Here is a 15,246-nt window from a genome sequence, read left to right as displayed (position 1 = left end):
CCTTAAACCTCATTGGTGAGTATAGCATGATAAATCCAATCTCATTTCCCTGTGATCAACACGCAAAATTGTTACTCAGTGGCCCAGCCGGACAACTCGAAGTCATAACGAGCTTTCCTAAAATACCACGATCCCCCGAAACCATTGCCGTGATATGCCATCCTCACCCGTTATTCGGTGGTACATTGCACAACAAAGTGGTTTATACTTTAGCGCGTTGTTTCAGCGATATGGGTCTTCTTACGGTACGTTTCAACTTTCGTGGTGTTGGCTCAAGTGACGGTCACTACGATGAGGGTCATGGCGAAAGTGATGATTTATTCGCAATCTTAACGTGGTTAAAAGAAATCCGTCCATTCTCTGCTATTTGGCTGGCAGGTTTTTCTTTTGGTGCCTATATCGCTGCGTGCGCTGCTAAACGTTGGCCCACAAAACAGTTGATTAGTGTTGCACCGCCTATTGAGAATTTTCCATTTAAAATGCTTCCCCCTTTCCCCTGCCCTTGGATAGTTATCCAAGGCGATGAAGATGAAGTGGTCTCACCCACGGCGGTATTCTCCTGGTTAGATTCTTTAATCCCTTCGCCAACAATTATTAAAATTGAAGGTGCAAGCCATTTCTTTCATGGCAAACTCATCGAATTGCGTGAACGTCTAACAACCACATTAACTAAAAAATAATATGACCCCTTTCACTGCTTATCAAGAACAAATCGCCCTCGGTATTTTGCAACCGGATGCACAACAAGCGTTGGCGATGCAGGAGTTTCAAGCAATCTATGATGAATTAGTCACCTCCAAAAAATGGTTTTTCAAAAAAAAATCTCCGCAAAAAGGTTTGTATCTATGGGGTCGTGTCGGGCGAGGGAAAACCTACTTAATGGATTTGTTTTACCATCATTTACCCGTTGCTAAATCTCGCTATCATTTTCATCAGTTCATGCAGCATGTTCATGCCGAGCTGATACAACGACAAGGAATACCGAATCCGCTAAAACAGATCGCTAAACGTCTACGTAAAGAAGTTCATATTATTTGTTTAGATGAATTTTTAGTTCATGAAATAGCCGATGCTCTATTACTCGCGGAATTATTAAAGGCTTTATTGACTGAAGATATTCGATTAGTCATGACCGCAAATGTCTCTCCTGAAGATTTATATGCGAACGGTTTACAACGCGAACTTTTTTTACCCGCTATTCATCTTATTCAACAACATCTACGTATTTTTCATTTAGATAATACGATAGATTATCGTCACGATCCTTCAAAGGAAGAAAACAGCGTGGTATGGGTCATGAATCCATCCCACGTGCACACATTATTTGATCAATTAAGAAAAAAAGAAGCGGTTCATTATCGCGCGCTGAACATCAATGGACGGCTCATTTCCCATAAAGGTTGTACCCAACAAGTAATATGGTTTGATTTTCAATCGATTTGTTCTATTCCACGGAATCAACTCGATTATTTAGCCATTGCTCAACGTTTTTCCACGATCTTAATCAGCAATGTTAAACCGATCGCCAAAGAAGATGACAATAGGGCGCGTTTGTTTATTCATCTTATTGATATTCTTTATGATGCGAACCGCACACTCATTCTCACATCGACATTACCTATCCATACGCTTTATATCCCAGGTCGATTAGGTTTTGAATTTGAACGAACGAAAAGCCGTTTAGCTCACTTTAAAAAACAATGGTATACATAACTGTACATTTATTTTTTATTAATAAAAAAAGGCGCTTTTTTAGCGCCTTTTTTAAGCATAGTCCTAGACAGCGGCTTTCAGCTTCTTTAATGGTTTTATTTTCACCACTTTTCGAGCAGGTTTTGCTTTAAACGTCGTGGGCTCTCCTGTAAAAGGATTAATCCCTTTTCGTGCTTTTGTTGCTGGTTTTTTTACAACCGTAATTTTGTAAAGTCCCGGATGCGCAAAAGCACAGCCTGCTTTGACATGGGCATGCATGATCATCTGGAGTGTTTCTAAAACTTCAGCAATTTTTTTCTTAGGTAATTCGGTGCTTTCAACTAAACATTGAAGTAATTCCGTTTTAGTAAACGACTTTTTCACGGCAGCTAGTTTTTTACTACCTGAAGTGACTTTCGTTTTTTTACGTGCTTTCGTTGCCGAAGATTTTTTTTTAGCTAATTTTTTAGCCATGGTCGATATTCCTCTAAATTATAAGGAGTAAACAGAAGGTTAGGATTATATAAAATAGCATATTTTTAGTTTTTTGCTAGAGGTCCTTCATTATTTTATGCGTTTCAACAGAAAATCCCTTCTTTTATACATGTTGAAGAATTTGCACTACAATTTCGATAAAAATTAATAAAATGATTACAAATTCTAAAATACTGGAATAACGGTGTTGCAGCTGACTATTGAGCATTTCTAAAATTTCGTGCGCGACGTCCAATTTATGATTTAAAGCCGCTACTCTTTTGGGGATATCTAAAAATTTCTCGGTCATTTCATAATACGATTCAAGATTAGAATAACGCCAAAAATATTCAGGAACGTCTAAATATTCACTACTTAAGTTAACCGAACTTCGTGTCAAGAAAATTTCGCCAATACGTTTAGAAATTTCTAATCGTGAAAGAGAAATTTTTCCAAAACGTGCGAGTTCTTTAGGGAAAGGACTATTTGCAAGAACTGTTTTATTGACTGATTCTTCATAGGATTCCAGTTTAATTGATTGCGCTAAACCATAAGAAATAGCCAATTTAATTTGAACATTATCCGATTCAGTTGTTTCTATCGTTATCACATCAACATTAAAGCGTTGATGTGGAAAAAGACGTGTTTCCCTATCCGTGTAATAAATAAATCGATCCATTTCAATTTTTTCTAATGGATCAACCGAAAAGGGTTTTATATCCTCCAGCATCTTTTTTTCTTGTTTTTTACTGAGATTCCAGGTTACGAAACAACCATGATGAAAGAAAAAAAGATCAATGGGTTTATTCTGTTTCGTTACATATAAGACATTACGAAATAATTTGGCAATATAATGCTTATCGCGAAAAAATTCCGCCAAAAGACCCAGTTTATAATTTGCTGCTGTACAAAATGAAACACAACGCATAACTGTTTTACATCATTAAAAAGATAGAGGTTGTATAATACACAAAATTAAGTTGACTTTTTGCTTTTATGATGAGGAACGACTTCATTTGAATTATAGCCGATGACTTGAGGTATTCCATTTTCATGAACACGAACGTGTTCAACGGATTCCCATTGGATTTTAGCAGTTTTTACATGATTTGCTCGAAGCCACTTTTTCAGTGTTGAATGATTCAATAAAAAATTTCTTTTCAAGGGTACATGTGCTTCTAAAAAAAGCTTATGTTTTTCCCATCCTAATTTATAAGGTAAATCGATTATGCTCACTTTTTCCTTCCGTGCTACTTGTGCAAATAAACTTTCGATATCTTCTGGAAAAAGTCGAATACACCCTGCACTACTCCGTCTCCCTATACCCTGCGAGTCATTCGTACCATGAATTAAATAAGTGACTTGTTTGAGTCGCATCGCATAACCCCCTAAAGGATTGTCAGGACCTGGCGCCACTTTTATGGGCAAATAGACCCCCTCTTTAGCGCGATCTTTACGTATCGATTCAGGTACCGTCCAAATAGGATTACGCATTTTTTCTGCGATCCACGAAGGACCCAAGGGCGTATCCCAGCCTTCACGACCTATTCCAACCGGATAAGTGATGACAATATGACGATGAGAGGGATAGTAATAAATCCGTAATTCGGCTAAGTTAATGATTAAACCTTGACGTTTAGGCGGTAAAATAAAACGGCTGGGAATAACAATGATGCTCCCTAAAGGAGGATGATCGGGATTTATCATGGGATTGGCTTCTACTAATTCAAAATAACCCATATCATAGCGTCGGCCAATGGTATTAAATGTATCGCCCGGTAACGCTTGCGTCCATTGCACCTGGCCCACGATATCCTCACCAGGTGGAGGTAACGGAAATGTTAATGCAGAAATAGACTGAACACGACATACAGCGATAAAAATCCCAATGGTCCATCGTATTACGCGTTTTTTAAAACACGGAGATGCTATCAAGGAAAGCAAAAATGTTGACATAATGACCGATAAAAAAACAGTTTTTTAAAAGCTTGGGTATTGTACATCGAATCAGTGATTACGCAACTACGGTCCTTTATTAAAAACAAGGTTGTTATGAACGCGTGCGTTTTTTATCGTATCTATTGATTCGCTAAAAAAGTCCAAAGCATTTATCCTATACTAGAGCTATTTAGTTTGACTCGGTTTCCCACTATGCTTGCATTCATTAAACATCGCTCACGATTTCCATTACAAAGAATAAAAACATTTTTTCGAGTTGATAAACCCTTGTTCATTGGTTTGCTCAGTTTGGTGTGTTTAGGCTTAATTATACTTTATAGTGCGAGCAATCAAAACGTAGTCATTATTGGTAAACAAGCACTCCGGATGTTCATTGCTTTTTCTACCCTATTAATACTTGCCCAGATTCCACCCTCAACGTATCGGGCATGGACACCCTGGTTATTTTTTTTCAGTTTTAGTTTATTGCTGGCCGTATTAATTTTAGGTGTTGTTGGGAAAGGGGCCCAACGTTGGTTGAACGTGGGCCTCTTTAAATTTCAACCGTCTGAATTGATGAAATTATCCGTGCCCATGATGTTAGCCTGGTACTTTCACGATAAATCGTTACCGCCTTCATTATTCAATTTATTTATTGCATTACTTATCATCGCTATACCGACCTTATTCGTTGTCAAACAACCCGATCTCGGAACAGCATTATTAATCGTTGCTTCAGGATTAAGCGTCATTTTACTCGCCGGTGTCAAGGGTCGGTGGTTACTGCTGGGAGGCTTACTCCTATTCATCGTTGCGCCGCTGGGTTGGCATTTCATGCATGATTATCAAAAATTACGTGTACTTATCTTTATCAATCCAGAACGCGATCCACTGGGTGCAGGTTATCATATCATTCAATCAAAAATTGCCATTGGTTCCGGCGGACTTTTTGGAAAAGGCTGGTTACAGGGCACACAGTCACATTTACAATTTTTACCAGAGCATACCACTGATTTTATTTTTGCTGTGGTGGGTGAAGAATTTGGTTTATTGGGAGGCATTATTCTTTTGAGTCTTTATCTTTGGATTGCAGCACGTGGGCTTTATATCAGCACAAAAGCGCAAGATACATTTTCACGTTTGCTCGGTGGTGGATTAAGTCTTAGTTTTTTCATTGCTGCATTTGTTAATATGGGAATGGTTACAGGATTGCTCCCTGTTGTGGGCATCCCATTACCTTTAATCAGTTATGGCGGAACCTCATTAATTACTTTAATCGCAGGTTTTGGTATTCTAATGTCTATCCAAATGCATCGAAAGCTTGTCGGTAACTAAGGAAAGCGCATGAGAAAAAACAAAAGCTCACCCATTAATTTAAATACGTTATTGTTATTATTGACACTTTCTCTGGCTTCCTGTACGGCTTATGCAAACAAACCTGAAGTACAATCGTTTATTGATACGATGGTGAAAAAATATAATTTTGATCGTCAACAACTTCAACAGCTTTTTAATACGATCAAACCACATCGCTCCATTATAACTTCATTTATTACACCGAAAGAACGTTTAACCTGGTCCGAATATCAATCTATTTTTGTCACGACCAAACGCGCACAAATGGGCGTCAATTTTTGGAATGCACATGCTAAAATATTAGCTGAGGCAGAAAAACGATATGGTGTCCCCGCATCCATTATTGTTGCTATTCTTGGTGTTGAAACACGATATGGTGAGGTCACGGGGAAATACCGTGTCATTGATTCATTAAGTACCTTAAGTTTCAATACGACCCGCCGATCCCATTTTTTTAAACAAGAACTTACGCAATTTTTATTACTGAGTCGAGAAAATCCGGTCATCAATCCTCAGCTTACAAAAGGTTCCTATGCCGGTGCTATTGGAAAGGTACAATTTATGCCCAGTAATTACCGCCATCTTTCCGTGGATGCCACGCATAAAGGCTATAGCGATCTCATCCATAATACAGATGATGCGATACTCAGCATTGCCAATTATTTAAAATTTTTTGGTTGGATACGAAAAAATCCGATTGCGGTTCCAGCGCGATTTTCTCGTAGAACACCATTCCATCTGCCCCCATTGAATAACAATATGACAGTCAAGGATTTTTCAAAGTATCACATTTACCCCAAAAAAGCGGTCAATTCGCATCTGAAAGCTTTTCTGATTGTACTTCCTCTCAAAAAAGGGAACGAGTACTGGTTGGGATTCAATAACTTTCAAACGATTAAGCACTATAACGCGAGTTCGCTTTATGCCATGGCCGTTTTTCAATTAAGTCATTTAATTCACCATCTTCGCCAACACGAGTATCGATCTTATGCCCATAAAAAATAATGCCATGCACGGAGGCTTATTTTTTAAAACGAGTTTATTCATCTTGTTCATACTGAATCTCGTCGCGTGTTCATCCAACGCAACGAATCAAAATTATCGTTACCATTTACATGAGGATAAAGCACCTGGCTTTAAAATTAATGCCAAACGAATTCCTAATGCAAAACCCAAACCCGAGACGCGCAGCAAACGTGGCAATCCTAAATCCTATGTCGTTTTTGGACAACGTTACTATGTCATGAAAAGTGCAAAAGGCTACCGTGCTCGAGGAATTGCTTCCTGGTATGGAATGAAATTTCACAATTTTATCACCTCAAATGGTGACGTCTATAACGTTGCAGGCATGACTGCTGCGCATCGAACCCTACCACTTCCAACTTACTTGCAAGTCACCAATCTACGTAATGGTAAAAAAATTATCGTTAAAGTAAATGATAGAGGCCCTTTTGTTAAAAATCGTTTAATCGATCTTTCTTATGTCGCTGCAAAAAAACTTGACATGATCGCAACCGGTACCGCGCCCGTTTCAATTGTTGCTATCACCCCTGGTATTTCACGTTTAGCTCGAAATAATCAACCCTTTCGTCGTCAAAAAATAAAATCACCTCCTCATCGCACTCCTTATATTCAATTAGGATTGTTTAAGCAACGCACCTGTGCACAAAAACTTGCTTTACTCGTCAAGAAATGGACGCACTCGAAGGTCACGGTAAAAACGACCTTGATACACAAACGGATCTATTATCAAGTCGTGATTGGACCCTTACAAAACGATGGACGCTCACAACAACTCGAAAAAAAACTGACCTTAGCGGGATTAAATTATCATGATGAAAAGTTATATCCTCAACGGAGCTGATGGTTGATATGCAATTAACAAACGCTTTTCATCGTCTTCTTTTTTTGTGCGGAGTCGTTCTGCTGATTATCCTACTCTCCCTTTATTTAATTTATCCATTAACACGGGGAGGAGAAAATTTTCTCTATAGCGATTTTGGAAAGTTTTATCATTCTCAACGTTGTTTTATTCACGGAAAAAACATCTATACACCTGTTTATTTTATAAAACATAAACGACATGCTTCACATTCTACGAGCGACTTTAAATTAACTTCTCAAAAATCAATAAAATTAGGTGATAATTTAAATCCTCCCTTTTTTACGCTGATTACGTTTCCCTTCGCCTATCTGAGCTATCCCCATGCCTTCGTGTTATGGACATTTATTTCAATCATAAGCGGCGCAATAGGTATTTTATTATTACAACAAAAACTTAACCGTAAAACGTTTTCGCCCTCTTGTGGGTTATTACTACTCATTGGGCTGTTCAGTTATTTTCCTAGTTTTATAAACGTGCAATTGGGTCAAGTCAGTTTGATATTGCTTCCCTTGGTAGTCCTTGGATGGCGCGCCGCCCGTAATGAAAAAACATCACTGGCTGCATTTTTTTTAGGTCTAGCAGCCAGTTTAAAGCCATTTATTGGTTTGTTTTTCTTCTATTTCCTGATGCGAAAAGAATGGCGTGCTTTAGGTACATTTTTAATAACGCTATTGTGTTGTAGTTTAATCGCCGCGTTTTTTTTAGGGATCGCCAATTACAGAGCGTATTATCATGTCTGTCAGCACATCAGCTGGGCAGCTTCCAGTTGGAATGTTTCATTCTATGGTTTTTTATTACGCTTATTGGGTGGCTTAGAAAAAAACATTGCTTTATTTCCTCTCCCTGGACTGATTAACATTCTTTATCCGCTTATTTCTATTCTATTTTTTCTTGCGCTTATCCAATTTTTACGTCCTCAAGTGGGTATCTCAAGCGCACACAAAATAGATCTTGATTTCTCTGCAATCATTGTCGGTATGTTGTTACTTTCTCCTTTAGGTTGGATTTATTATTTCCCTTTATTATGTATCCCTTTCTTCATTTTATGGCAATTTTCCATCAAAGGTATTTATCCTATCGGATTACCCCTCTTTTTAATGACCTGTATTTTCGTCAGTAATATCCCGATGAACTTAATCCATAGCGATATGATTAACACAAAAAATGTATTACGCCTCTTTTTAAGTTCTTCATTATATTTTCTCGTCTTACTGAGTTTAATAAGTTTATTATTTAGATTGCGCTATTATTTACCCCATCATTTTTCGTTACATTTTGAAAAAATACCGCAAGCCCTGTTATTATTAATGGGGGTTGTGGCCTTTTTACCCGCTTACCAAGGGATAGGTAACGCCACGCTCTATGGGTTCCTTCATAGTCAATTTTACAGTACGCATTATAATACCTACTTGCACATCACAGGATTTAAATTATGTTGATCTATCCTACAATAAACCCTATCGCATTTAGCCTAGGTCCACTGAAGGTTCATTGGTATGGCCTGATGTATGCCTTTGGATTTATAGGCGCTTGGTTGCTTGCCATTTATCGCGCAAAAAAACCGAATAGTGGTTGGACTACTGATGAAGTGAGTGATCTGCTTTTTTACGTCGCGCTTGGTGTTATTCTGGGTGGACGTGTAGGTTATATGTTGTTTTACGACTTAGGCAACTTCTTAAGCCATCCTTGGATTATTTTTCAAATTTGGCAGGGTGGAATGTCCTTTCATGGCGGTCTTTTAGGTGTGTTATTCGCTTTTTATTTGTTTGCTCGTAAAACCGGAAAACCCTTTTTTGATATTGCTGATTTTTCTGCGCCCCTTGTCCCTCTCGGCTTAGGCGCCGGTCGCATTGGTAATTTTATCAACGGCGAATTATGGGGCCGAATGACGGAAGTCCCCTGGGGTATGGTTTTCCCACATGCCGGTGGATTACCTAGACACCCTTCTCAACTTTACGAATTCTTTTTTGAAGGCGTCGTTTTATTCGTTATCCTCTGGATCTATTCCAGTAAAAAAAGACCTCGGGGGGCTGTTTCAGCATGGTTTGCTATTTTATATGGCATTTTCCGTTTTGGACTTGAGTTTTTTCGAGAACCTGATTCACAACTAGGTTTCATTGCTTGGAATTGGTTAACCATGGGGCAATTGCTTTCTATTCCAATGATCCTGTTTGGTTTATTTTTATTATATAAAATACGAACTAACAACACTTAAACTTTTTTAGAGATGGGTTTGGGCTTATTGTTTTTCTCATTCTAATCGACTCCACTATAAATCTATCCTATCATGACGTTAACGTGTTCTAAACGCTTTTGGGGAGAGAGCAAAACCCTATTGACTTTATCCATCCCGCTGATAATAAGTGGCATCATTGACACTTCCGTGGGATTTTTTTCGAATATATTTCTAGCACATCTTGGAGCAGCAAGTCTTGCCGCTGGTGCTTTAGTCAACTGGGTATTTACAACATTAATGGTCATTATTTGGGGAACCCTTTCGGCGATTACAACCTTAGTTGCACGTTATTATGGTGCACAAAAAAACACTGAAATAGCCAGTGTTTTTTTTGCGGGCTTATTCATGGCTATCGTTTTAATGCTACCCGCTATGCTATTGTTATGGAATCTCTCACCTCTTTTTTTATTTTTTGGACAAGCGCCAACAACCGTTAAATTGGCTCAATTTTTTCTCCATGGTCTTACTTGGGCAATTATTCCTGATTTTATTATCACGGTACTCCTACAATTTGTGGCGGGTTTAGGTCGAACTAAAATTAATCTAACCTTTAGCTTACTCTTTGTTCCGCTGAGCATTTTTTTCAATTATAGTTTGATGTTTGGAAAATTTGGTTTTCCCAATTTAGGGATTGCTGGCATAGGCTGGGGAGCCGCGATAACATTTTGGATTATTACACTTGGTTTTTGTGTTTACTTCTGCTTCAATAAAACATATCGTCTTTATTTTAAATGGCCGCGCCTTAAAAAAATAATTCCACAAATATATGAAATTTTCGAAGTCGGTTTACCTTTGGGGTTCACTTATTTTTTTGAAGTTGGTTTTTTTCTCGTCATGAGTCTCCTGATGGGCCGCGTTAATGCAGATACACTCAGCGCCAATCAAATTACTTTACAATTTTTTTGGTTATTCTCGATAGTCACCTTTGCGCTCGCTCAAGGCATTACTATTCGCATAGGACACAATGTGGGTCAAAATAATAAAAAAGCATTGAATAACACGACAACTGTCGGTATTTTTTATGCCAGCGCGTTTATGTTTGGCGTTGCAATCCTTTATTGGTTTTTTCCTGAAAAACTTATCAGCATTGACTTTAATATAAACGATACGAATAACGCGAACATTGTCCATTTAGCAAAAACATTTTTAGGCTTAGCGGCATTCGTACAACTTTTTGAAGCGCCTCGTTTTGTCCTATTTGGTGCTTTACGCGGCCTAAAAGATACTCGATTTACGTTATTGACTTCTATTTTAGTATTTTGGGTCATCGCTTTACCCTTAGGCAGCATTGCGCTATCGTATGGTTTTTCAAGTCATGCGATTTGGTGGGCAACAATCCTCGCTGAAATGATCGGTTTATTTTTGTTGAGTTGGCAATACCACCGTAAAATCAATGCATTATTGTTTCATCCACGATAGATTAAAAATCAAGGTATGACGATGTCTCAACAAAATCCCTCCCCCCTTCTCTTGCTCATATTGGATGGATGGGGTTTCAACGAAAAAAAAGATCACAATGCCATTGCGATGGCTCATACGCCACATTGGGATCATTTGCTTGAAACCTGCCCGCACACATTACTCGATGCATCGGGCCAAGCGGTTGGCCTACCCGTTGGCCAGATGGGTAATTCAGAAGTGGGTCATCTAACCTTGGGTGCGGGTCGAATCATTCATCAAGATTTAACCCGTATTAATAACGCAATAGAGACCCGAGCGTTTTTTAAAAATTCCTGCTTGCTAGCAGGATTTAAAAAAATTCTTTCCAATCATCAATCGGTTCATTTAATAGGACTTTTATCCTCAGGTGGTGTTCACAGTCACGAGAACCATTGGACTGCATTACTCGAACTAGCTGCGCAACAGGGTATAATATCCTGTTATCTCCATCCTTTTCTGGATGGCCGAGATACCCCGCCTCAAAGTGCTAAAATTTTCCTAAAACGTCTTGAAGCGAAATGTACCCAATTAGGTATAGGAAAAATTGCAAGTCTTATGGGACGTTACTATGCCATGGATAGAGATAAACGTTGGCAACGTACGAAAATCGCTTACGATTGTTTAACCTTAGGAAAAACAAACTATCAAGCAACCAATGCTTTACAAGCTTTGCAATTCGCCTACGATCGCGGAGAAACCGATGAATTTGTATCACCCACCCGAATAACAGAAATAAACCCATCACACCTCACTATTAATGACGGTGATCTAGTTATTTTTATGAATTTTCGCGCTGACAGAGCACGTCAATTAAGTCATGCCTTTCTTGATAAATCCTTTAACGCCTTTCACAGGCAATTACATCCGCGCCTCGCTGGATTTATCTCTTTAACTGAATACGCAACAACACTGCCCAGTCAAGTTGCTTTTCCACAACAAAACCTGCGCAATAGTTTAGGCGATTATTTGGCTCAGCATCATTTGAGCCAATTACGTATCGCTGAAACTGAAAAATATGCGCATGTCACTTTCTTTTTTAATGGCGGAAATGAAACACCCTTGATAAACGAAACACGTGTTTTAATCCCTTCAAAAAAAGTAAGCACTTATGATCGTGTTCCTGATATGAGTGCGCTTGAAATTACACATCACCTTTTAAAGGTGATTAAAGAAAAAAAATATGACGTTATTATTTGTAATTTTGCAAACCCTGACATGCTCGGCCATACTGGGAATTTACCCGCGACATTACACGCTATTCAATGTATCGATGACTGTATTGGAAAAATTACGCACTGTTTGAAACAATATGGCGGCGAAGCGCTGATTACCGCCGATCACGGTAATGCAGAATGTATGTTTGATGAAAACACACAGCAAGCACATACAGCTCACACGAACAAACCCGTTCCTTTTATCTATGTGGGTCGTCCGGCAAAAATAAATCCCATCAAACATCCCAGTTTAGCGAATATTGCGCCTACGCTTTTATACGTATTAAATTTACCTAAACCCCAAGAAATGACCGGTCAAAGCCTATTGACGCTCATATAATCCCACGTTTATACATTCTTGATAGGTCAAAAAAATAACAATTTTTTGACTCGCTTCTCGCAAATTCACCAAAGTGAATTACACTATAAATAACGCTGTCAATCATTTGAGTCTACTCACAACATGCTGCGGATAAGAAGATTAAATTTTGTACAAAACTAAAAGGATCACTGGGTATGAAACTAAAAATTCCATTTTTTTTCTTCTTGGCCTGTTTTTTATTAGGTTTCAGCTCTGCTTTTTCTAATCCAGCCAAAGTCCCTTCCCCTCAGGAAAATAAACTTTCCCAAGATGTATTACGCTTTAACCGAGAATTAGAAATTATAAAAAATGAATATGTCCAAAAAATATCAGAACATGATCTTCTACAAAATGCGATGCAAGGTATGGCGAGTGGACTTGATCCGCATTCTAGTTTTTTAGATGCAGACGATTTAAAGGATTTAAAAACAGCAACGACTGGTGAATTCAGTGGTTTAGGGCTCGAAGTCGGTATGGAAGAAGGGTTGTTACGTGTCGTAACACCCATTGATGACGGTCCCGCGCAAAAAGCAGGCATTAAACCAGGAGATTGGATCATACGTATTAATAACACACCAATTCAAGGTTTGAGTTTACGTGAAGCAGTTAGGAAAATGCGTGGTCGAAAAGGGAGTTCCATCCAATTAACATTAATTCGACAGGGTCAACCTAAACCACGCTTCGTTCATTTAAAACGAGGGCTCGTCCATATCCAAAGTATAAAAGGGCATCTTTTAGAACCGGGTTATGCGTATATTCGAATTAATAGTTTTCAAGCAAGTACACGTCATGATCTTGATCATATGCTTAAAAAATTGCAACACCAAGAAAAAACGCCGATTCAAGGCCTCATTTTGGATTTAAGAAACAATCCTGGTGGGTTATTAACCTCTGCAGCAGAAGTCACTAATGCGTTTCTGGATGCGAAGACAATGCATTACGACCAAGTGATCGTTTACACAATGGGCCAATCAGCCGATGCTAAACTGAAAATTTTAGCTAAACCGAATGATCAGGTTTATTCCGAAAAATTGGTTGTCTTAATTAATCAAGGAAGTGCGTCAGGCGCTGAAATCGTGGCCGGTGCATTACAAGATAATCATCGTGCTGTTATTTTAGGAACAAAAAGTTTTGGGAAGGGGTCCGTGCAAACAGTCATTCCACTCGATGATGCCGCAGCCCTTAAACTGACCACGGCTTTATATTACACACCCTCCGGTCGATCGATTCAAGCTTCAGGAATTTCTCCTGATATTATCGTCGATGAACTCAAAATAAATGCGTTCACTAAAAATCCTATTGAAGCTATTTCGTTTCATGAGTCTGAATTAAAAGGACACTTAAAAAATGATAAAAACCCTAACCATTCCTTTTTATCACCCTCATCCAGTGCGACCAATACCACCGACTTATTAAAAAATGATTATCAACTTTTTGAAGCATTCAATTTACTAAAAAGCATGATTGCCCTACAACCCACAAAAACTCCGTTATAGAACACTACATTCCATGGATAGTTTTCATCAACTATAAACGTTTCATCTTTCTATCCACGATAAAACAGATAAAATCAGTTCTCATAATTGAGGGGCAACCCCACGCTCTTCTATGTCTAAAGATAAGCTACTACCAAAATTTTCAGAAAAAAGGTTAATCTTCGTAATCAGAGAAAATGTAACTCCCTTTTTGGGGCATGACGTATTTTCAATCGAATAAGGGGTTACTGAATCCTGATTATCTGCGTGGTTATCTGTTTCGGTGGCATAACTATCGACTAATATATTCTTTAACCCATTTAACTCATATTTTAAACGAAATAACTCATCCGGAAGCTTAGTTTTTTCTAAATTTAATAGATCATTTTTTTTTTTCATGATACAATAGCTGACAAGCCAACTCATTAAAAAACAGCACGTTAATGGAATAAAAATAAGCGGTAAATAAAAGGAACCAAAAATTAACGATAATGCAACAAGGAAACATAATAAAAACAACGTTTTATAATCCTCTTTTTCTGTTTGTTTATTGTTTTCTTCGGAAAAAAAAATAAAATTGTCGTGAAAAATTTTTTTTATTTCCTGATGATCATTTGAACTGAGTCGTCTATTTCGGTACAAATCATAAATATAGCTTAACGATCCTATAATCAGTGAAGACTCAAGCATCGTCGAAAAAAGGTTTACATCAATTGCATATCCGCAAAACTCATTGACCATTTCTCTGAAACACGTTTGTTTCTCTTCCATAATAGGCTCCTTTTACTTCTTTGCAATTTTAAACCTATAAAATTTATCTAAATTTTTGATTGTTGTCTATCTTTTAAAAAAATTAAAAGGCGTCGTTGTTTGTTAAATCTTTATCATTTTATTCAAAAAATAAATCGGTGAACGAGATAAAAAAATAGAGTTGATAATCCTTATTATCTTGTCTTCTACTTATTTTTCATCTATACTTTCAGCTTACTTGATAAGCGTCGATTTGAACTACAGCTTGCTGACGCTATATAAATTTAGCTAAAGCGTCCTAAAAACCACTGTCGCTTTAGCCGGTGGTTTTTTGTTATTTGTTTATACTGTCCACACGAAAGTGAATATCATGGATGATAATTGTTGCTCCTTGAAACGGCTCCCTATTGATTTATCCTTCTGTT

The 15,246-nt window shown here is 38.0% G+C and carries 14 protein-coding genes; 10 read left to right on the top strand and 4 right to left on the bottom strand.

Annotated elements, in window-relative coordinates; all coding sequences use genetic code 11:
* The first annotated feature begins 26 nt into the window (after positions 1-26).
* Positions 27-680 (top strand): alpha/beta hydrolase, encoded by a 654-nt coding sequence (locus tag RICGR_RS02290; RefSeq protein ID WP_006035633.1) that lies wholly within the window; start codon positions 27-29, stop codon positions 678-680.
* 1 nt (position 681) lies between these two features.
* Positions 682-1,713 carry a cell division protein ZapE gene (zapE, locus tag RICGR_RS02285; RefSeq protein WP_006034875.1) on the top strand — a complete coding sequence of 344 codons (1,032 nt, stop codon included), beginning with the start codon at positions 682-684 and terminating at the stop codon, positions 1,711-1,713.
* Between the two features lie 63 nt (positions 1,714-1,776).
* Here the strand turns inward: zapE and RICGR_RS02280 are convergent, their stop codons facing one another.
* The 3 genes from RICGR_RS02280 to RICGR_RS02270 all read right to left on the bottom strand — a co-directional run bounded on the left by RICGR_RS02280 (position 1,777) and on the right by RICGR_RS02270 (position 4,122).
* A complete protein-coding gene (locus tag RICGR_RS02280; RefSeq protein WP_006035822.1) occupies positions 1,777-2,166 on the bottom strand; it encodes an HU family DNA-binding protein in 390 nt (129 codons plus the stop codon).
* A gap of 124 nt (positions 2,167-2,290) precedes the next feature.
* Positions 2,291-3,094, bottom strand: coding sequence for an RMD1 family protein (locus RICGR_RS02275; RefSeq protein WP_006035031.1), 804 nt, complete (start codon positions 3,092-3,094; stop codon positions 2,291-2,293).
* A gap of 47 nt (positions 3,095-3,141) precedes the next feature.
* Positions 3,142-4,122, bottom strand: coding sequence for a L,D-transpeptidase family protein (locus tag RICGR_RS02270; protein WP_006035959.1), 981 nt, complete (start codon positions 4,120-4,122; stop codon positions 3,142-3,144).
* A gap of 195 nt (positions 4,123-4,317) precedes the next feature.
* On the opposite strand from RICGR_RS02270, the gene rodA reads away from it, so the two are divergent.
* The 8 genes from rodA (at position 4,318) to RICGR_RS02230 (ending at position 14,092) form a co-directional block, all read left to right on the top strand.
* Positions 4,318-5,439 (top strand): rod shape-determining protein RodA, encoded by a 1,122-nt coding sequence (rodA, locus tag RICGR_RS02265; protein WP_006035353.1) that lies wholly within the window; start codon positions 4,318-4,320, stop codon positions 5,437-5,439.
* Positions 5,440-5,448: 9 nt separating this feature from the next.
* On the top strand, positions 5,449-6,465 hold the full coding sequence (gene mltB / locus RICGR_RS02260) for a lytic murein transglycosylase B (RefSeq protein WP_006034739.1): 1,017 nt from the start codon (positions 5,449-5,451) through the stop codon (positions 6,463-6,465).
* Positions 6,449-7,324, top strand: coding sequence for a septal ring lytic transglycosylase RlpA family protein (locus tag RICGR_RS02255; protein WP_006035833.1), 876 nt, complete (start codon positions 6,449-6,451; stop codon positions 7,322-7,324). Before mltB ends, RICGR_RS02255 begins: the two co-directional genes overlap by 17 nt.
* 8 nt (positions 7,325-7,332) lie before the next feature.
* Positions 7,333-8,784, top strand: a complete 1,452-nt coding sequence (locus tag RICGR_RS02250; protein ID WP_240992194.1) for a glycosyltransferase family 87 protein — start codon at positions 7,333-7,335, stop codon at positions 8,782-8,784.
* Positions 8,778-9,560: a prolipoprotein diacylglyceryl transferase gene (gene lgt, locus RICGR_RS02245; protein ID WP_006035007.1), complete on the top strand. Its 783-nt coding sequence runs from the start codon at positions 8,778-8,780 to the stop codon at positions 9,558-9,560. Before RICGR_RS02250 ends, lgt begins: the two co-directional genes overlap by 7 nt.
* Before the next feature lie 120 nt (positions 9,561-9,680).
* Positions 9,681-11,000, top strand: coding sequence for an MATE family efflux transporter (locus tag RICGR_RS02240; RefSeq protein WP_040615395.1), 1,320 nt, complete (start codon positions 9,681-9,683; stop codon positions 10,998-11,000).
* A 21-nt stretch (positions 11,001-11,021) separates the two neighbouring features.
* Complete coding sequence (gene gpmI, locus RICGR_RS02235; protein WP_006035293.1) at positions 11,022-12,575, top strand: 2,3-bisphosphoglycerate-independent phosphoglycerate mutase; 1,554 nt, start codon at positions 11,022-11,024, stop codon at positions 12,573-12,575.
* A 176-nt stretch (positions 12,576-12,751) separates the two neighbouring features.
* Positions 12,752-14,092 carry a S41 family peptidase gene (locus tag RICGR_RS02230; RefSeq protein WP_006034663.1) on the top strand — a complete coding sequence of 447 codons (1,341 nt, stop codon included), beginning with the start codon at positions 12,752-12,754 and terminating at the stop codon, positions 14,090-14,092.
* Positions 14,093-14,173: 81 nt separating this feature from the next.
* On the opposite strand, the gene RICGR_RS02225 is transcribed toward RICGR_RS02230, so the two are convergent.
* Complete coding sequence (locus RICGR_RS02225; RefSeq protein ID WP_006034665.1) at positions 14,174-14,842, bottom strand: hypothetical protein; 669 nt, start codon at positions 14,840-14,842, stop codon at positions 14,174-14,176.
* Between the last annotated feature and the right edge of the window lie 404 nt (positions 14,843-15,246).

Source organism: Rickettsiella grylli (assembly GCF_000168295.1).
Classification (GTDB): Bacteria; Pseudomonadota; Gammaproteobacteria; order Diplorickettsiales; family Diplorickettsiaceae; genus Aquirickettsiella; species Aquirickettsiella grylli.
The sequence above is the reverse complement of the archived record's forward strand: the minus strand, read 5'-3'. Positions and strand labels throughout refer to the sequence as shown.